This window comes from Acuticoccus mangrovi, from assembly GCF_016411865.1.
Lineage (GTDB): Bacteria > Pseudomonadota > Alphaproteobacteria > Rhizobiales > Amorphaceae > Acuticoccus > Acuticoccus mangrovi.
This window is the reverse complement of sequence record NZ_JAEKJA010000008.1, coordinates 1-18746: the sequence shown is the minus strand read 5'-3', so window position 1 is coordinate 18746 and position 18746 is coordinate 1. Positions and strand designations below refer to the sequence as shown.

The 18746-nt window shown below is 71.2% G+C and carries 19 protein-coding genes; 3 read left to right on the top strand and 16 right to left on the bottom strand.

The annotated features are described in order from the left end of the window. Window positions 1-3: 3 nt before the first annotated feature. Genes JCR33_RS11625 through JCR33_RS11615 form a run of 3 tightly spaced genes read right to left on the bottom strand, consistent with a single transcriptional unit; the run spans window position 4 to window position 3693 of the window. A complete protein-coding gene (locus JCR33_RS11625) occupies window positions 4-1008 on the bottom strand; it encodes an ABC transporter substrate-binding protein (protein ID WP_198882248.1) in 1005 nt (334 codons plus the stop codon). Continuing rightward, entirely contained in the window at window positions 1005-3002 is a 1998-nt protein-coding gene (locus tag JCR33_RS11620) for an MFS transporter (protein WP_198882247.1), read from the bottom strand. The genes JCR33_RS11625 and JCR33_RS11620 overlap by 4 nt, the downstream gene beginning before the upstream one ends. Window positions 3003-3006: 4 nt before the next feature. After that, the gene (locus JCR33_RS11615; RefSeq protein ID WP_198882246.1) at window positions 3007-3693 is read right to left on the bottom strand and encodes a cache domain-containing protein; all 687 of its coding nucleotides are present in this window, start codon (window positions 3691-3693) and stop codon (window positions 3007-3009) included. Between the two features lie 156 nt (window positions 3694-3849). Here JCR33_RS11615 and JCR33_RS11610 point away from each other — a divergent pair, with 156 nt between their 5' ends. From JCR33_RS11610 to JCR33_RS11600, 3 genes are read left to right on the top strand one after another with little or no spacing between them, the layout of a single operon-like run. Continuing rightward, on the top strand, window positions 3850-4602 hold the full coding sequence (locus JCR33_RS11610; protein WP_198882245.1) for a hypothetical protein: 753 nt from the start codon (window positions 3850-3852) through the stop codon (window positions 4600-4602). A gap of 3 nt (window positions 4603-4605) precedes the next feature. Then, window positions 4606-6495 carry a hypothetical protein gene (locus tag JCR33_RS11605; protein WP_198882244.1) on the top strand — a complete coding sequence of 630 codons (1890 nt, stop codon included), beginning with the start codon at window positions 4606-4608 and terminating at the stop codon, window positions 6493-6495. A 2-nt stretch (window positions 6496-6497) separates the two neighbouring features. Beyond that, entirely contained in the window at window positions 6498-8567 is a 2070-nt protein-coding gene (locus tag JCR33_RS11600; protein WP_198882243.1) for a PP2C family protein-serine/threonine phosphatase, read from the top strand. Here JCR33_RS11600 and JCR33_RS11595 read toward each other — a convergent pair. From JCR33_RS11595 to JCR33_RS11535, 13 genes are all read right to left on the bottom strand, one after another. After that, window positions 8549-9847: an adenylate/guanylate cyclase domain-containing protein gene (locus JCR33_RS11595; protein ID WP_198882242.1), complete on the bottom strand. Its 1299-nt coding sequence runs from the start codon at window positions 9845-9847 to the stop codon at window positions 8549-8551. The two genes, JCR33_RS11600 and JCR33_RS11595, sit on opposite strands and share 19 nt — an antisense overlap. Before the next feature lie 4 nt (window positions 9848-9851). After that, entirely contained in the window at window positions 9852-10472 is a 621-nt protein-coding gene (gene ureG, locus JCR33_RS11590) for an urease accessory protein UreG (RefSeq protein WP_198882241.1), read from the bottom strand. An 11-nt stretch (window positions 10473-10483) separates the two neighbouring features. Continuing rightward, entirely contained in the window at window positions 10484-11224 is a 741-nt protein-coding gene (locus JCR33_RS11585; protein WP_232372524.1) for an urease accessory protein UreF, read from the bottom strand. After that, entirely contained in the window at window positions 11154-11699 is a 546-nt protein-coding gene (locus JCR33_RS11580; protein ID WP_198882240.1) for an urease accessory protein UreE, read from the bottom strand. The genes JCR33_RS11585 and JCR33_RS11580 overlap by 71 nt, the downstream gene beginning before the upstream one ends. After that, window positions 11696-12535, bottom strand: a complete 840-nt coding sequence (locus tag JCR33_RS11575; RefSeq protein ID WP_211110247.1) for an alpha/beta hydrolase family esterase — start codon at window positions 12533-12535, stop codon at window positions 11696-11698. The genes JCR33_RS11580 and JCR33_RS11575 overlap by 4 nt, the downstream gene beginning before the upstream one ends. A gap of 63 nt (window positions 12536-12598) precedes the next feature. Beyond that, on the bottom strand, window positions 12599-12751 hold the full coding sequence (locus JCR33_RS11570; RefSeq protein ID WP_198882239.1) for a hypothetical protein: 153 nt from the start codon (window positions 12749-12751) through the stop codon (window positions 12599-12601). A 72-nt stretch (window positions 12752-12823) separates the two neighbouring features. Beyond that, entirely contained in the window at window positions 12824-13270 is a 447-nt protein-coding gene (locus JCR33_RS11565) for a DUF6790 family protein (RefSeq protein WP_198882238.1), read from the bottom strand. A 19-nt stretch (window positions 13271-13289) separates the two neighbouring features. Next, the gene (gene ureC, locus JCR33_RS11560) at window positions 13290-14987 is read right to left on the bottom strand and encodes an urease subunit alpha (protein WP_198882237.1); all 1698 of its coding nucleotides are present in this window, start codon (window positions 14985-14987) and stop codon (window positions 13290-13292) included. A gap of 179 nt (window positions 14988-15166) precedes the next feature. Continuing rightward, on the bottom strand, window positions 15167-15988 hold the full coding sequence (locus tag JCR33_RS11555) for a cyclase family protein (RefSeq protein WP_198882236.1): 822 nt from the start codon (window positions 15986-15988) through the stop codon (window positions 15167-15169). Between the two features lie 30 nt (window positions 15989-16018). After that, the gene (locus tag JCR33_RS11550) at window positions 16019-16327 is read right to left on the bottom strand and encodes an urease subunit beta (RefSeq protein WP_198882235.1); all 309 of its coding nucleotides are present in this window, start codon (window positions 16325-16327) and stop codon (window positions 16019-16021) included. Between the two features lie 60 nt (window positions 16328-16387). Beyond that, a complete protein-coding gene (locus tag JCR33_RS11545) occupies window positions 16388-16690 on the bottom strand; it encodes an urease subunit gamma (RefSeq protein WP_198882234.1) in 303 nt (100 codons plus the stop codon). Between the two features lie 17 nt (window positions 16691-16707). Continuing rightward, the gene (locus JCR33_RS11540; RefSeq protein ID WP_198882233.1) at window positions 16708-17487 is read right to left on the bottom strand and encodes an urease accessory protein UreD; all 780 of its coding nucleotides are present in this window, start codon (window positions 17485-17487) and stop codon (window positions 16708-16710) included. A 53-nt stretch (window positions 17488-17540) separates the two neighbouring features. After that, window positions 17541-18635 carry a Gfo/Idh/MocA family protein gene (locus tag JCR33_RS11535; protein WP_198882286.1) on the bottom strand — a complete coding sequence of 365 codons (1095 nt, stop codon included), beginning with the start codon at window positions 18633-18635 and terminating at the stop codon, window positions 17541-17543. Window positions 18636-18746: the final 111 nt, after the last annotated feature.

Below are 18746 nucleotides of genomic sequence, written 5' to 3'. Positions count from 1 at the left end.
CGCCTAGTCGGTGATGATATTGGCGTAGTTCAGCATTCCGAGAGGCGGGTAGAGCTGCAGCTCGCGCGCCAGCGGCATGTTGATGATGAGGGCGAAACGCTTCAGCGTCTCGATCGGAATGTCGGCGGGATCGACGCCCCGCAGGAGGATCTGCTCCGCCTTGTAGGCGGTGAGCTGTCCGAGCGAATAGTAGCGGCTGATGAGGCTGATCAGCGCGTCGCGATGCAAGAGCTCGGTCGCCGAGAAGCCGGGCAGGTCGAGGCTCGTCGCGACCGGCGCCACCTTGTCGATGTTGGTGGAGAGGAAGGTGTCGGGCAGATAGTAGAGCCACTGCGCCCCTTCCTCGGCGAGCTCCGCCACGAGATCGGCCGCCCCCTCGGTGGTGGGCTTGCCGGCCTCGTCGAGGTGGAAGGTCCGCTCCAGCAGGGTGAAGCCCATCGGCTTGGTGAGTTCGCGCAGCGCCGCGAGAATGGCGATGGAGTTCTGCTCCGTGGGCGTATAGAGCACGCCGAGCTTGGTGAACGGCAGGTAGGCTTCCATCGCCCGCAGCTGCGGCTCGGGCGGCACCACGTGGGACGTGCCGGTGATGTTGCGCCCCGAGGATGCGCGCGAGGGCACCACGCCCGAGCTCTCCGGCGCCGACACCATGGTGAAGACGCCCGGAATGTCGGTGATGTAGCGCTCCGAGTCCGTCTCCCCCGCCTTGCCGAAGGTGGCGATCGTCACCGGAGTGCCCCAGGTGTAGACGAGGTCCGGCTTCTCGGCCCGCACCTCCTTCAGGATCTCCGGCACCCGCGAAGGGTCGAGCTCGGCGCTCCTCGAGATGATCTCCACCGGGATGCCGCGCTGATCGAAATAGTCGCGGAAGCCGCGCTCCACGTCGGTGTCGCCGCGATAGGTGATCTGGAAGATCTTGAAGGGGCGCCCCTGCGCGCGGCCGACCACCGGCACCGCCGCGAGGCCGGCGGCGAGCTTCAGCGTCGCCCGACGGGTGAAGGTCGACGTCATTTACCCGCTCCCGCCGCAGCGGTGCGCTCGCCGAGGCCCGTCGAGGCGAGCCCGAAGAGCAGCGCTCCGACGACGAGAAGCACGCCCATCGCCACCACGGCCGCCTCGCCGGAGGCCGCGCCCCAGATCAGCGCCACCATCGCCGGTCCCACCGCCGTGCCGGTGCGCTCGATCAGACGGAAGACGCCGTAGATGCCCCCCTCGGACAGTTCCGGCAGGTGCAGGCGGCCGAGCTCACCCACCAGCGCCGACTGGGGCGTGGTGGAGATGCCCTGGGCGAGGCCGATCTGGAGCACCATCAGCGCGCCCCCCCAAGGCTGCGGCCACAGGAAGAGGTGGGCGACCGCGAGCCCCGACAGGACGCCGCCGAACACCACGTAGGGCACGCGCTTGCTGCGCTCGTCCGAAACGCGCGAGATCATCGGCACCAGGATCAGCATGGCGAGGCCGTAGAGCATCAGGACGCGGCCGATGACGGCGGGCTGGAAGCCGTCCGCCGCGAGGTCGAGCGGCAGGAAGTAGAAGCACACGCCGATGAGGATCATCTTGGACGGCAGCGCACAGCCGATGAGGAGCAGGAAGAGCACCGGTTGTCGCAGCACCGCCATCACGTCGGACATGCGGACGGCGCGGGCGGGCGGCGTCGTGCGCTTCGGATCGCGCTGCAGGGCGACGAGAGCGCACAGATAGGCGATCAGCGCCATCGCCGCGGACATGACGAAGGCGGCGCTGACGCCGAGCCGATCGGCCACGATGCCGCCGATCGGCGGGCCGCACAGCATCGCCGCCATGATCGCCGAGACGAAGAGGCCGATGCCTCGCGCCCGGCTCTCCGCCCCCGTGCGGTCGACGATGAAGCCCTGCGCCGACACGAACACCGTGGCGAAGCCGATGGCGGTGATGGCGCGGCAGAGGATCAACTGGCTCATGTCGGTCGCCCCGGCCGTGCCGAGATAGCCGAAGAGGGCGATCACCGCCCCGCCTCTGAGCGAGCGCGCTCGGCCGATCCGCTCCGTCCAGCCGTTGAGCGAGGGTTGCAGGAAGGCGACCAGCGCCATGAACAGGATGATCGGCAGCGCGATGACGAACTCCACCGACAGTCCGGCGATGGGCCGCGCCATGCTCTCGATGTAGCTCGGCAGGAAGGGCCGCGTCATCTCCTCGGCGAGGTAGAAGAGGAACACCGGGGCCCGCACGGCGACGAGGCTCACCGGCGGTTCGTGCCGCGCCACCTCGAGCTGATGGCGGGCGGCGAGCCGGTCGAGCTCCTCGAGCGCCGCCTCGTCGCCCCGCTCCATCGCCTCCTCGCGCAACAGGCGGTGATCCTCGCGCGTGCGTGCGATGGCGGTGTCGACGGCCGTCACCTCGTCGGCGAGGGGACCGCTGCCGGCAAGCGGCAGGTGAGGCCGGAAGTCGCCCCGCCGCAGCGCATCGAGCCGCTGGGCGAGGCCCCGCATCATCACCGCGGAGGGGATCGAGAAGGCGAAGGTGATGAGCTCCAGCGCGACGAGGAGCGCCACCACCAGGAGCACCGCCACGTCGAGCCACAGCTCTCGCACCACCGTGCGCGCCACCTCGTCGGGCGTGCCGACCACCACGACGGCGATCGTCTGGCCGTTCCGCTCGATCGGCGCCGTCACGGTGCGCATCGCCGCGTCGTCCTCGCCGCGGATGTCGGCGTAGGCGTCGGCTGCGGCGAAGGCGAGGGTCCGGCCGCTCTTGTCGTCCACCGCGATGTAGGCGAAGTCGCCATTCTCGGCGATCGCGTCCTTCAGCACCTCGTCGGCACGCACCATGCGGTCGAGGGGAATGCCGTAGTCCACCGCCTCGGCGACGAGGCTCGAGAGGGAGCGGGCGACCGTGTCGGCCTTCTGTTCCAGCGCCGGCAGGAGGATCGCTTCGGCGCTGCGCACCGTCTGCCACGAGATGGCGGCGAGCCCCGCCATCAGGATGGCGGTGACGCACAGCAGAATAGCCCCATCGAAGCGACGCATCCGTTCAGCTCCCCGTGGCCGGCGGCCGGCTTGCGGCCCAGCGGCTGCGAATGGCGGCATGGGCCTCGTCGATCTCGGCAATCACCGGAACCATCTCTGCCGGCACCTCCTCACCGGCGGCGGTGGCCGCACGGTCGGTCAGCCGCCGCGTAAGGCCCCGTACCGCCAACACCACGACGATGGCAATAGCCAGCGCGGCCAACGAGAGTGCGGCGACGGCGACCGTCAATATACCACCGCCCGCACGCGCCAGCGCTGCGTCGAGCGCGGGGCGGGAGGCGCGCGTCACCACCAACCCCTCGGTGGTGTCGAAGGCCGACACGATCGACGCCATCCGCCGCTCCGCCATCGGGTCGCTCTCCTGCTCGCGCGTCCCGCGGCGAACCGGGTCGCTGGAGAAGAGCACGGTGCCGTCGGCGGCGACGACGTCCACCGAGCGAATCATCGGGTCGGCGGCGGCCTCGCGCGTCAACAGGCGCTCCAGCGCGTTCTGCCCGGCGAGCGGCATGCCCATCGACAGCGCGACCTGCGCGTCGGACGCGACGCGGCGCGCCACGGTCTGCATCCGCGTGCCCACCATCTCGATATAGCTGTTGCGCACGCTCGCGTAGTTGAGATAGGCGCCGAGCGCCAGCGACGCGGCCAGCAGCGGGAACAAAACCACAAGAAGGGTCAGGCTGAGTTTGCCCATGGGCCTCGTGTCGCGTTACGGGCGCAGCCTAGTGCCACTGCGCGACACTCACAACGCTGCTTGCCAATTTCACGCTAAGAGATGGACACGAAATTGACACGGGCTCGCCGGGACTTGATTACAGACCTCGGCCCCTCACCCAGATAGACGGACCCCATGGGACGCACCGGCGGCGTGATCCTCCTCAGTCTGGCGACCCTCGCCGCGCTGCTCGCCTTCGTGGTGGTGGCCGCCCGCGTCGTGGAGCAGGGCGACGCGCGGCTCGCCGAGGCCAAGCTCGACTTCGTGCTCGGCGACATGGACGAGACCATCGAGCGCAACCTGCAGCTCGGCCTACCGCTCGCCGAGCTGCAGCAGATCGAACCGCTGCTCGAGGAGGTGCTCGCGTCCACCCCGGGCCTCCTCGCCGTCGACGTGTTTTCCCAGACCGGCATCACGCTCTTTTCCACCGACCGCGGAGCCGTCGGCGAGCCGGTGCCGCCGCCCTGGCTCGAGGCCATCGGCAACCGCCGCGGCGCCGCGCGGTGGCGGGCCACCGAGCCCGAGACGATCACCCTCGGCGGTCCCCTCATCAACGACTTCGACCAGACCGAAGGCTGGGTCGCTCTCATCATCGACAAGGACGCGCTGGTGCTGCCGCTAACGCGCGTGCCGACGCTCCTCGTCGCCGCCGCCCCGATCACGCTCGGGGCGAGCGTGATCGCCGGCATCATCGGCTTCCTCGTCATGCGGCGGCGCGACCACGACATGGAGGGCGCGCTCGCCGCGATCAGCCGGCACGAGCCGATCGCGGATCCCGCAACGCCGCTCGGCAGCTCCTCCAACGAGGCCGTCGTCACCGCCCTCGCCGCCACCCGCACCCTCGAGACGGCGGCCGAAGAGCTGCGCCGCCTCGACGCGGAGGTCTGAGAAGTGGCGCAACCTCCTCGATCCTCGCACGCGAGCCGGGCCGAGCGGTCCGACCTTCTCGCGCTGCTCGTCGGCACCCTCGTCGGCCTCCTCGCCCTCCTCGCGGCCTTCCTCGCCATCGAGCGATCCTTCGGCAACGCCTTCGACGATCTCGCCATCAAGTCCGACGAGGTGGCGCTCGCCATCGGCGAGGCCGTCGCCGAGGAGATCGAGCACGCCGTGGCGCTCGGGATCCCGCTCGACAAGATGCGCGGCGTCGAGCCCCATCTGCAGGCCATGCTCGCCGCCAATCCGTCGATTGCCGGCATCGCGATCCTCGACGAGGCGGAGGACGTGCTCTACGCCGTCGAGCCGGGACAGGTGTTCGACGCGGCCACGCACATGCGCGCCCCGATCAGCGTCGGCGAGACGCGCGGCGCCGTGCTCGTGCGGCCCTCGCTCTACGTGGTCGAGGCCGTCCGCGAGCACATCCTCGCGAGCGCCCTCGCTGTCGCCCTTCTCGCCGGCCTCGCGGTGGGCCTCGCGCTGCGCTTCGCCCTGCTCGAGCGGGTGGACCTGCCGCGCGCCCGCTTCGTCGCCGGCGGCCGCAGCGTGGCCCGCGGCGTCTTCGCCGACTTCACGCCGCCGCCGCCGGGGCCGCTCACTCCGCTCGGCGCCGCCGCGGCGCGCCTCATCGGCCCGCTGCGACGCAGCTACCGCCGCCTCCTCCTGGTGGTGGACGAGGTGCGCGCCCTCGACACCAGCAACCTCCTCCACGGCCGCATCGACGCGGCGATGCGCCCGCTCCGGGCCTACCGCTTCAACCGGCTCTTCGTGCGCCGCATCGAGCGCGAGGGGGCGGGCCTCGCATGGCCCTTCCTGGCGATGGCGGCGGCGGAGGCTTCGCGCCCGCTCGTCGCCAACTTCGCCATCGACCGGATCGGCGACGCTCCCCTCAGCACCATCGCCGCCGCCGGGGCGGTCGCCGCCGACGGGCTCGGCGCGATCCTCGGGCTCCTCCTCGCCCTCCTCCTCGGCGGCCGCTGGTCGAAGGCGATCACCCTCTTCGCGATGAGCGCGGCCGGGGTCGCGCTCGGCGCCACCTATTTCGTCCACGACGCGATGCCGTTCGCCCTCATCGTGTTCGTCACCGGCTTCGGCCTCTGGACGGCGGTGTGGACGGTGCTCCTCGCCGAAGGGGCGGCGGCACGCCGGCCCTGGCGGGCCGCCCTCGTGTTTCTCGCGGCGGGGGCGGCGGGGCCGATCGTCGGCTCCCTCCTCGCCGAGGCGGAGGGACGGCGCATGGCCTTCGCCACCATCGGCGTCGTGGTGGTGATCGTCGGACTCGCCTCGATCGCCAGCGCCTCGCGCACGCCGCAGCGCGTCAGGACGCGGCTCGACCTCCTCGCGCCGTCCAGCCCCGGTGCGCTCGCCCTCGCCGAGGCGATCACCCTCGTCGCGGCCGCCTTCCCGGTCTTCGCCTGGGCCGACATCCAGACGTCCGGCATCGCCATGCGCGAGAACTATGCGACGATCGGGCTCCAATTCGGCCTCGTCGGCGTCGCCTCGCTGCTCGCGCCGGCACTCGCCGTGCGAGCGGCGCCCGCCGTCGGTGCGGCGCTCGGCGCCCTCGCCCTCGCCGGCGCCTGCCTCGTCGCGCTGCCCGCCCCGATCACCTCCATCGCCGTCGGGCTCGGCCTCGGGCTTACGATGCTCTCCCTCGGAGCCCGTGCCTTCGCGCCGCCCGCCGCCATGACGATCGCCTTCGCCATGGTGCTCTCCGCGGCCTCCCACGCCACCACCTATCTGACGGGCCTCTCCTCCATCGGCTCGGCCACCCTCGCGGCCGCGGTCCTCGGCGGGGCGAGCCTTCTCGCCGCGATCCGGCCGGCCGGCCGGCGCCGGAGGCGCTGACGATGCTGCTGCGCACCCGCATCACCCTCCTCCTGTCCATCGCCCTGGTGGTCGTCATCGGGAGCCTCGTCGCCGTCGGCACCGTGCGCGCCCGCCTCGAACAGGACCGCCTCGCCGAGATCGCCATCGGCGCCCAGCGCTCGTTCTGGTCGAGCCTCGTCATCGAGCGGACCGACGATCTCGAGGTGCCGGCCGCCGAGCTCGCCGCGCGCCTTTCGGTCGCCGCACCCAACCTCACCCCGGCGGAGATCACCGAGGTCATCCTCAACTCGCCCGATCTCATCACGCCGGGCATCATGGTGCAGGTTCTGGACCTCGACGGCGAGCTCCTCGCCGCCAACGCGCCCGTCTTCCGCGCCCGCCCCATCCTCGGCGCTCCCGCCATCGATGCGCTGACCTCCGGCACGGCGACGGTGGGCGGACTGCGCCAGGAGCGGCCCGACCGCTACGTGATCACCGCCGCCCGCGCGGTCTCGATCAGCGGCGTTCCGCGCGCCGTCCTCAGCCTCGCGATCGACGCCGAGGAAGTCCTCCAGGAGCTGACGGACCGGCTCGGCGAGCCGAGCTATCTGATGTCGCTGCGCGGCCGGATGATCGCCGGCACCAATCCCACCCTGTGGGAGAAGGTGTCGCCCACCTTGCCCCGCCGCACCGCGGCGGCGGAGCTTCTGTCCGCCGACGGTCGTCTCTACTTCGCCGCCGCCGCGCCGGTGGACGAGATGATGGGCGGCGTCGCGGGGACCCTCGTCACCCTGCGCGACGCCACCGACAGCCTCAGCGCCACGCGGCGGCTGGAGCGCACCGGGCTCGTCGCCGTGGGCCTCGGCAGCCTCGTCATGATCATCGGCCTCTACGTCTTCCTGCGGCAGGCCTTCATGCCGCTCGAGAGCGCCATCGAAACGCTGCACGAGCTGTCGGAGGGGAACCTCCAACCCTCCACGCCCGTGAGCGGTACCGGCGAGATCCGCCGCATCGGCGAGGCGCTCGCCGTGTTCCGCCGCAACGCGTTGCAACTGCTGGAACAGGAGGAAGCGATCGCCCGCCAGCGCCAGCGGCAGGAACGCATCATCCGCCGCCAGCTCGAACGCCTCGCCGGCACCCTCGACGAGGACGGGCGCAAGGAGATCCTGTCCGATCTGCGCCGCGTGATGGCCGAGCCGAAGCCGGACCCCGCCGCCACCGCCGCCGCGGCCGAGCGCCCCACCGAGGCGCTCGCCGTGCTCGCCACCGTGCTCCAGGGTATGAGCCAGCGGATCACCGACCAGCACCGCCGGCTGACCGAGCTCATCCGCGAGCTGCAGGACGCGATCATCACCCGCGCCCGCCTCGCCGGACTGGAGCAGGAGCTCGAGATCGCCCGCGAGCTGCAGCGCTCCTTCCTCCCCCGCCCGCTTCCCGAGCACCCCGCCTTCCGCATCTACGGGCTGATGGAGACGGCCAAGGAGGTCGGCGGCGACTTTTACGACTACTTCATGATCGACGATCGGCGGCTCGGCATCGTCGTCGCCGACGTCTCGGGCAAGGGCGTCGCCGCGGCGCTCTTCATGGCGATCACCCGCACCCTCATCAAGGCGACGGCGCAGTCGGCCCCCTCACCCGCCGCGACGGTCACCGAGGTCAACACCTTCCTCGCCGCCGACAACGAGCAGATGATGTTCGTGACCCTCTTCCACGGCGTGCTCGACCTCGACACCGGCTCGCTCACCTTCGTGAACGCCGGCCACAACCCGCCGCTCCTCGCCAACGGCACGACCGGCGCCGTGTCGGAGCTGCCGCGCGCCGGCGACCCCGCCCTCGCCGTGATCGAGGATTTCGAGTTCACCGAGGCGACGGTCACCCTCCACCCGGACGACACGCTGTTCCTCTTCACCGACGGCGTGACCGAGGCCTTCAACGCCGACAGCCAGGCGTTCGGCGACGCGCGGCTCGTCGACACCGTCGCGCTTCACCATACCGACGACGCCGCCGCCCTCGACGAGGCGGTGCGCGACGCCGTGGTCGCCTTCGAGAAGGGCGCGGAGCGGGCGGACGACCTCACCTGTCTGACGCTGCGCTACTTCCGCGCCGCCTGAGCCATCCCGGCCCCGCGCCACACCCCGTCCCAGTCCTCCGGCGGCGGGTCGAGCCGATAGGCGGCGATGCGGCCCCGCATCAGCGCGGCGGGCCGGTCGTCGGGCGCCATCTCCAGACAGGCGGCGAAACCGGCGTCGGCCGCGTCGAGGTCGCGCGCCTGCAGAGCGGCGAGCGCCTCGCCGTAGCGCGCGGCGAGCTCCACGGCGGGCGCGGCGACATCGCCCTGCCGGCCGAGCAGCGCATAGACGCGCACCGGCCGGTGCGAGCCGCGCACGGTGATGCGGTCGATCTCACGGAACACGAAGCCGGAGCCCGCCCGCTCGGCGGTGTCGTCGGCGACGAGAATGTGCTGGCCGTAGAGCTTCGCCGCCTCTTGCAGCCGCGCCGCAAGGTTCACCGCGTTGCCGATGACGGTGAAGTTGCGGCTCGACGGCGGGCCGATGTCGCCGGAGAGGACGTCGCCCGTCGCAACGCCCACGACGGCGTCCATCCGCTCCGCTCCCGCCACCCCTTCCGCGGCGAGCTCGGCCCGCAGCGGCGCGATCGCCTCCATCTGACCGAGGGCGGCGTTGAGCGCGTCCCGCGCCTGCCCCGCGTCGTCGGTGAAGGGCGGACCCCAGCAGGCCATCACCGCGTCGCCGATATATTTGTCGGTGATGCCGCCGGCGGCTCCGATGGGCTCCGTCATCGCCGTCAGGAAGCGGTTGAGGAGGTCGACGAGCGCGTCCGCGTCGAGCCGCTCCGACCAACCGGTGAAGTCGCGCATGTCGGCGAACGAGATCGTCATGTCGCCGCGCCGCGACCGCGAGGCCTCCTCGCTCGACAGGATCCGGTCGACGATGCGCGGATCGACATATTCGCCGAAGAGCCGCTTGATCTTGCGCCGCTTGCGCTCCTCCGTGGTGTCGGAGAACACCACCACCACGCCGAAGCGCTGCTCCTCGCCGTCCTCGCCCTCCATCGTCAGGAAGCTCGAGGCGACGACGAGGTCGGTGCGCTGACCATCCACCTTGAGGGCGATCTCGATCGAGTGGGTGGTCGCCGCCTCGTACACAGCCTTGAACACCACCTCGTTGAAGTCGTCGAAGCTCTCCTCGGCGAGGAATTCCTCGGCGAAGGAGCGACCGAGCACGTCCTCCGGCTTCTTGCCGAGGATGCGGCCCGCCGCGCCGTTGAAGGTGATGATGCGGCCGGTGAGGTCGATACTCACCACCCCGTCGCGCATCGATTCCAGAATGCGTTCGGAGATCAGAGCGTCGCGCTGGCCGAAGTCGGTCATCAGGTCAGACGTCGAGCCCGCCGGTGTCGCGCAGGAAGGCGATGACGTCGTCCACCCCGTCGCCGGCCTTGAGGTTGGTCATCAGGAACGGCCGCTCGCCACGCATGCGCGTGGCATCGGCGTGCATCACCTCCAGCGAAGCGCCCACGAACGGCGCGAGGTCCACCTTGTTGATGATGAGAAGGTCGGAGCGGGTGATGCCGGGGCCGCCCTTGCGGGGGATTTTCTCTCCGGCGGCGACGTCGATCACGTAGATCGTGATGTCGGCGAGCTCCGGCGAGAAGGTCGCCGCGAGATTGTCGCCGCCCGATTCCACCAGCACCAGGTCGACATTCGGGAACTTACCCCGCATCTCCTTGATGGCGGCGAGATTGATCGAGGCGTCCTCGCGGATCGCGGTGTGCGGACAGCCGCCCGTCTCCACCCCCATGATGCGCTCCACCGCCAGCGCCTCGGCGCGGGCGAGGATCAGCGCATCCTCCTTGGTGTAGATGTCGTTGGTGATCGCGACGATGTCGATCCTGTCGCGCAGCGCCTTGCAGAGGCGTTCCATCAACATCGTCTTGCCCGATCCGACGGGACCGCCGATCCCCACCCGGAGCGGACCGTTCTCGGTGCGCGACATTCCTTGCCCCCTCATGATCGAAACAATCGAACCTCCTGACACTCGTGCCGCATGGAGGCAAGATCCAACCCGATCGCGGCACCGCCGACCGCGTCGAGCGGCAGCGCCACGGCCTCGACGGCCACCGCCGCCGCCACCGGCGCGAGCGTCGCGGTGAGGCGCTGCCCGTCGGTCTGCCCGAGCGGCACCAGGCGGACGGCGGCAGACACGAGGTTCGCCGCGAAGGCGCCGAGAAAGGCTTGCGCGAGCGGCACAAGCGGCACGCCGTGGAGCGCGCCCGCGGCGCCGACGGCGACCGGCAGCGGCACGTCGTCGCCCGACAGCGCGCCAGCGCCGGGCCACGCCGCGTCGACGATGGTCGCGAACGCGTTGCCCTGATAGACGGTCTCCTCGCGCCGCTCCATGGAGGGAACGAGGGCGAGAGCGAGGGTGCGCACCTCGTGAAACGCGGCCTCGTCGTCACCCGCCACCGCCCGATAGGCGTGGGCGAGGAGGATCGCATCGGACCGGCCGCTGCCGTCGGTGAGGGCGAGGCGGATCGCCGCCTCGGCGCCCGGCCGGTCGGCGACGACGCCGTCCTCGTTGAGCCGCTCCACCCCGTGCGAATAGCTGAAGGCGCCGATGGGGCAGGCCGGCGAGAACCACGCCATCACGAGGGCGAGCGTGCGCGCGTCGAGCGCCTCACTCGTGATGGTCATGGTGCCCATGACGGTGCGTGTGCGCGCCCTGATGATGGTCGTGCCCGTGAGCATGGGCGTGATCGTGCTCGTGCTCGTCGTGGTGATGGCCGTGGCCGCCGCCGTCGTGATAGGCGCCCACCTCCGGATCGAACGGCGCCAGCTTCGCCTCGACGCGCCCGCCGAGGCGCTCCACCATCGCCTCCAGCACGTGGTCACGGCGGATGCGCAGCCGGTCGGCGAGCACGGCCGTCGGCGTATGGCGGTTGCCGAGGTGCCAGGCGAGCCGCGTCAGCGCGGGCGCGTCGGCGGCGAAGATGTCGGCGACGTCCTCCGGCTCGGCGACGATCGCGAGGATGCGGCCGTCGTCCATCGCGATGCGGTCGCCGTCGCGCAGCCGCGTCGCCTCCGCGAGATCGATCAACACGCGCTCCCCGCCGTCGGTCGACACGGCGAGGCGGCGGCGGTGGCGGTCGTCGTAGCCGAGACGCGCGGTGACGAGAGGACCGCTCGGGGCGTCGGCGGCGAGGAGGGTGTGGGCGCGTATCATGGCTTGATCTCCGGAAGGACCGCCTCCACCCAGTCGGCCGCGAGGGCCGCCCACTCGGCGTCGGGGGTGACGTGACCGCCCGGCCAGAGGGCGAGCTCCAGCGCCGTGCCGGGTGCGCAGCTCGTATAGCTGCGGCGCCAATAGCGACCATGGGTGTCGAATGCGTCGGCGCGCAAGAGATCGCAGCCGTTTGAGACGCGCCAGCGCTTCAGCCCCTCGAAGATGTCGCCCTGATAGATCGCGCCGCCGCGCAGCGGGCGACCTTCGAGCGGCACCGTCTGGTCGCGCCAGCCATGGGTGTGGAGGAGATGGACGGGACCGTCGCAGGTCGGCGGCATCGGCTCCCAGAAGCCGCCGGCGTAGGCGGTGTAGGCCGCGGCGAGATGGGAGTCGCGGCAGGCGAGATACCACACCAGCGAGCCGCCGATGGAAAAGCCCGAGAGCACGATGCGGGCAGGATCGACGCCGTGATGGGAAGCGGCGTCGGCGATCACCTCGCGCGTGAAGGCGAGCTCGTCGCGCGGCCCGTCGGCCCCGTCGCGGAAGAACCAGCCGGGGCCGAAGCGGCTGCCGGGCCGCATCCGCCCGTTGGGTGCGATCACCGCGTAGCCGCGGGCCCGCAGCGCCGCGGCGAACGGCATCTGCCCCACCGGCGCGCCGCTGCGGCCCGCGCCGTGAAAATAGACGAACGCCGGCACGGGACCCGTCACACCCTCCGGCAGGCTGATGTGGTAGGTGCCGAGCGGCGTGGCGCAGGCGTCCTCCGGCCCGCCGCAGGCGCTCGCGGTGACGACGCCGCCGAGCACGGCCGCCACCGCCGCGAGGAGACGCATCATGCGCGCGCCTCGCCCGCCGGACCGCCGACGCCCGATCGACGAGCGAAGCCCGCGCGCGTCGGCCTAGTCCTTGTGATCGCCGCGGCCGGGAACCGACGGCTCCGGCAGAGGGTCGCTCGCCGGGAAGCTCTCCTCCAGCGCCTCGTCCAGAGCCTCATCGGCGTCGCTTTCCTCGGTCTCTTCGGGCTTTTTCTTGTCGCGCGGATCGTTGGCCATCGCTTTGCTCCATCGTGCAGGCGGAGCGCCCTCGCCCCGCAGCATCTCCAGCCGCGCCGGAGGCTAGCACACTCATAGGAGGGCGATCAGAATGGTGAGCGGTGTCAGGATGTCCCACCAGAAGATCGGGCCGGCGTTGTTGATCGCGAAATTCCTCGCACGGACCATGTCGAGCAGGTGGACCGTCGCCGCGCCCCACAGGAAGCCGGCCGCGACGAGAAACACCGCCCAGCCCGCCCCCGCGCCGAGGAAGGCCGCGGCGACGGCGGCGAGGCCGATGCCGAGATTGGCCGCCCCGACCTCCTTCTGAAACGGGCTCGTCGCCCAGCCGATGGAGGCCGCCACCTCCTCCGACTTCATCAGATGGCCGAGCGCCGCCCAGAGGCTGTTGAGGCCGAGCGAGACCAACAGCATCCACGCGGCGAGCGGCGAGAGGTCCGCGCCCTGACCCGGCAGCCCCACCCCGGCGATGCCGAGGACTAAGGCAATGACGTAGAGGACGAGCGGAACGAACGCCATCGCGCCCATCGCGGATGCGTCAGAACAGGAAGTAGCGCTGGGCCATCGGCAGCACCGTCGCCGGCTCGCAGGTGAGGAGCTCGCCGTCGGCCGTGACGCGGTAGGTTTCCGGGTCCACCTCGATCTTGGGCAGCGCGTCGTTGAGCTTCATGTCGGCCTTGCCGATGCCGCGCGTGCCCTCCACCGGCACCAGCGCCTTGCCGGAGCGCATGTGAAGGCTCGCCGCCGCCTTGGACACGAAGGTGACCGAGGTGCCGGTGCGTGCCGGCCCGAAGGCGCCGAACATCGGGCGCATGTGGACCGGCTGCGGTGTCGGGATCGAGGCGTTGGGGTCGCCCATCTGGGCTGCGGCGATGGCACCGCCGATCAGCACCATGTCGGGCTTCACGCCGAAGAAGGCGGGAGACCAGAGGACGAGGTCGGCGCGCTTGCCGACCTCGATCGAGCCGACGTGCTTCGTCATGCCGTGGGCGATCGCCGGGTTGATCGTCACCTTGGCGATGTAGCGGCGTACGCGCAGATTGTCGTTCTGGCCGGTCTCTTCCGGCAGGCGGCCGCGCTGGACGCGCATCTTGTGGGCGGTCTGGAAGGTGCGGGTCATCACCTCGCCGACACGGCCCATCGCCTGGCTGTCGGAGGCGATGATCGAGAAGGCGCCCATGTCGTGGAGGATGTCCTCCGCGGCGATCGTCTCCTTGCGGATGCGGCTCTCGGCGAAGGCGATGTCCTCGGGGATCGAGGGGTCGAGGTGGTGGCACACCATCAGCATGTCGAGATGCTCGTCGATGGTGTTCACCGTGTAGGGCCGCGTCGGGTTGGTGGACGAGGGGATGACGTTGGCGAGCCCCGCCACCTTGATGATGTCCGGCGCGTGGCCGCCGCCCGCCCCCTCGGTGTGGAAGGCGTGGATGGTGCGGCCCTTAAAGGCGGCGACGGTATCCTCGACGAAGCCCGATTCGTTCAGCGTGTCGGTGTGGATCATCACCTGCACGTCGGTCTGATCGGCGACGGTGAGGCAGTTGTCGATGGCGGACGGCGTGGTGCCCCAGTCCTCGTGCAGCTTCAGCGCCATCGCGCCCGCCGACACCTGTTCCAGGAGCGGCGCCTGCAGCGAGGCGTTGCCCTTGCCGGCGAAGGCGAGGTTCATCGGGAACGCGTCAGCCGCCTCGATCATGCGGGCGATGTGCCAGGGGCCGGGGGTGCAGGTGGTGGCGTTGGTGCCGGTCGCGGGGCCCGTGCCGCCGCCGATCATAGTGGTGACGCCGGCCGCGAGCGCCTCGTCGATCTGCTGCGGGCAGATGAAGTGGATGTGACTGTCGATGATGCCGGCCGTCAGGATCTTGCCCTCGCCCGCGATCGCCTCCGTGCTCGGCCCGACGACGATGGTGACGCCCGGCTGGGTGTCCGGATTGCCCGCCTTGCCGATCCCGACGATCTTGCCGTCGCGCAGCCCGACGTCGGCCTTCACGATGCCCCACCAGTCGACAATCAGGGCATTGGTGATGACGGTGTCGACGGCGCCCTGCTCGCGCGTCTGCTGGCCTTGGCCCATGCCGTCGCGGATCACCTTGCCGCCGCCGAACTTCACCTCCTCGCCGTAGATCGTGTGATCCTTCTCCACCTCGATGAAGAGCTCGGTATCGGCGAGACGAACCTTGTCGCCCACGGTGGGGCCGAACATGGCGGCGTAGTCGTGGCGGGAGATGCGGGCAGGCATCGGTCCTCCGAGGATGGGTCGAACGAGACGGGCCCATCATTGCACATCCATGCGCCGCAGCAATCGCTTGGCGGCGCATGAATGGCCCTCCGACCGCGTTTTCGCCGCACACCACTGTGACGCCGCCGAGGGGTGCCCGCCCGAAGGCGAGCCCGCACCCGGCGCGCCGTCCCCCCGCCTCAGACCAGGGCGAAGACGCGGGCCGGGCCGCCCGATCCCCCGGCATGCTTCGGCGCGCCGAGGATGATCGTCGCCCCCGTCGGCGGCAGCTCGCCGAGCCCCGCGACGCACTCGACACCCCACCGATTGGTGGGCAGCCACTTATAGTGGGTGGCGAAGTCCGGCGACGGGCCGTAGTCGAGCGACAGGGTGTCGACCGCGATCCCCACCGCGCTCGTCTCCTCGATCAGCATCTGCGCCGCCTCCACGTGGAAGCCGGGGAAGTGCATCTTCCCGTCGTCGCCGACGTTGCGGAACTTGTCGCTCGACACGAACCGCTCCCAGCCCGAATAGAGCGCCACGCAGGCGCGCTCCGGGATGTCGCCGTTCGCCGCGATCCAGGCCTTGAGGTCGTCCGGCGTCACCTGCGCGTCGGGGTCCTCGGCGGCCTTCGCGGCAATGTCCACCACCGCGAGCGGCGCCATCAGATTGTCGACGGGGATCTCGTCCACCGACTGCCCGTCGGCCGAGAAGTGCAACGGCGCGTCGACATGGGTGCCGGTGTGCTCGTTGACGGTGTACTTGAAGAGATTGAAGCCGTCCTTGTCGAAGTGGAAGAGCTGCTCGATCGCGAACTGCGGCTCGCCGAAGAAGGTCGGGAAGTCGGGCGACAGGGTGTGGGTAAGGTCGCGGATGGTGCCGCCCGCGGTCTGCGCGGCGGCCCGCGGCGGGGCAAGGCTCGCCGCCGTGACGGCAGCGCCCGCGGCCGCGCCTCCCAACAGGAGGTGGCGCCGACTGAGCACCTGGGCGCGCACACTCGCGATGACGTCGTGACCACACATCGGCTCTCTCCCTCGTGAGGGAAGGCCGCCTCAGTCGAGCTTTCCGGCGACCTTCGCGTTGAAGCCATAAACGATGCGCGCGCCCAACAGCGGGATCAGCCGCACGGTGCGCTCCTGCCCCGGCTCGAACCGCGTCGCCGAGCCGGCGGGAATGTCGAGCCGGCGCCCCCGCGCCGCCTCGCGGTCGAAGCGGAGCGCCGGGTTGGTCTCGTAGAAATGATAGTGCGAGCCAACCTGCACCGGCCGGTCGCCGGTGTTCGCCACGGCGATCTCCACCACGTCGGCCCCGGCGTTGAGCTCGATCTCTCCCTCGGCGGTGACGATCTCGCCCGGGATCATCGCCGCACCGTCGCGCCGCGATGCATACAGTTGGGGCAGAAGTTCAGCATAGCGGCTCCTTCAGCGGATCGGATCGTGCACGGTCACGAGCTTCGTGCCGTCGGGAAAGGTCGCCTCCACCTGCACGTCGTGGATTATCTCGGCGACCCCCTCCATCACCATGTCGCGGCCGACGACGTGGGCGCCCGCCTCCATCAGCTCGGCGACCGAGCGACCGTCGCGCGCGCCCTCCATCACGAAGTCGCTGATGAGGGCGATGGCCTCCGGATAGTTGAGCTTGACGCCACGCTCGCGGCGGCGGCGCGCCACCTCGGCCGCCATCGCAATCAAGAGCTTATCCTTCTCACGCGGCGATAGATTCATCGATGCCTTCCTGCCGATCAGAGCGCCCAGGCCCGCGGCGGCGCACCTTCGGTCAGCGTCCACACGGCCTTTGCGAGCGCATCCTGAAGCGTGGTGTGCGTCGGCGCAAGCATGCGCGCCACGAGAAGCCCGTTGAGGAGGCTCGCCCCCGCCACCACCGCCGTGCCGGCGAGCGCCTCGCGCAGCGCCTCGAGCGTATCGCCCATCGAGCCGGGCCCCGCCGCGCGGTGGATGACGATGCCGATCCCGCGCGCCGCGCCGATGCCCGCCGGCTGGCGCGCCCGCGCCAGCGCCGCATCGTCGAGGCGCAGCGCATCGACGAAGGCGAGCCGGCCGCCGAGGCGCACCTCGACCCGGTCGGCGAGAGCGAGCGCGGTGACGTCCTCGCCCATCGCGGCACGGCCGAGCACCAGCCCTTCCACCAGCGTCAGGGCGCCTCCCTCCTCGATGTCGACGCGGGTCAGCCGATCGAGCCGCGAGCCGTCGTAGAGGATGGTCGGCTGCGGCAGGTGGCGCAGGCTGGCGCCGGCGGCGACGGAGAGGCTCTGGCGCACCCGCGCGGGCGGCCCCTCGGCGCGGTAGACGCGCTCGCACGCCTGCGTCGACACCGTCAGCCCGTGCGCCTCGGCGCGGCTCGTGACGGTGAACACGTCGCCCGAGGCGAGGCCGCCGGCGGTGTTGAGCACCATCGCCTCCACCCCCACCGGCACGGAGGGGAAGCGCAATTTGCCCGAGCCCTGCTGGTAGGACGCCAGAAGCCGCGGCCGCCCGTCCCGGTCGCCCAGCCCGACGCGCACCTCGCCCCTCGAGCGCTGGTCGGCCGGGGGCGGGGCGCCCGCCGGGTCCGCGCTCAGCGGCCTGCGAGGCGCACGGCCGCCTCAATGAAGGCGACCCCGGCGACCCCGTCCTCGACGGTCGGAACGAGACAGTCGGCGGGCCGCGGCTGTCCGGCCCGATGGGCCTCGATGGCGTCCGCCGCCTCGCCATAGAGGGTGGCGAACGCCTCGAAATAACCCTCCGGGTGGCCGGGCGGCAGGCGCGTCACCCGGCGCGCCGCCTCCCCCGTCCCCGGACCGCCGCGGGTGAGGAGGCGTCTCTCCTTCCCGAGCGGGCTGAACCACAGTTCCTCCGGCGCCTCCTGGCGCCATTCGAGCCCGCCCCTGTCGCCGTAGACGCGCAGCGAGAGGGCGTTCCGGTTGCCCGGCGCCACCTGGCTCGCCCACAGCATGGCGCGCGCCTCGCCCGCCTTCAGGAGGACGAAGGCGTTGTCGTCGAGCCGGCGGCCGGGCACGAAGGTGGAGAGCTCGGCCGCCGCCACCTCCCAGGCGAGCCCGGTGACGAAGCCGGTCAGATGGTAGGCGTGGGTGCCGATGTCGCCGACCGACCCGCCGGCGCCGGAGCGGGCGGGATCGGTACGCCACTCGGCCTGCTTCATGCCGGTGGCCTCGACCGGCTCGGCGAGCCAGTCCTGGACATATTCGGCGGCGACGACGCGCACGGTGCCGATCTCGCCCGCCGCCACCATGGCGCGCGCTTGGCGCACCATCGGATAGCCCGAATAGTTGTGCGTCAGGGCGAAGACGAGCCCGGTCTCGGCGACCCTGGCGGCGAGAGCCTCGGCATCGGCGAGCGAGGTGGTCATCGGCTTGTCGCAGATCACGTGGATGCCGGCGTCGAGAAAGCGCATGGCGGGGTCGAAATGGAGGTGATTCGGCGTCACGATGGCGACGGCCTCGATGCCGTCGGCCCGCGCCGCCTCCGCCCTCGCCATCTCGGCATAGGTCGCGTAGGTGCGCTCCGGCGCGAGGCCGATCGCCTCGGCCGAGGCCCGCCCCCGCGCCGGATCGGCGGAGAGGGCGCCGGCGACGAGCTCGAAGCGATCGTCCATCCGCGCGGCGAGCCGATGCACCGCCCCGATCAACGAGCCTTCGCCGCCGCCGACCATTCCGAGCCTGATGCGCACGCCCCACTCCTTCGCCGCGTGCGCCTGTTTAGCGACCACCGACACCCGGCGAAAGCCCCACGCTCCGGTCTCGGCCACGGGGCTCCGGAGGGA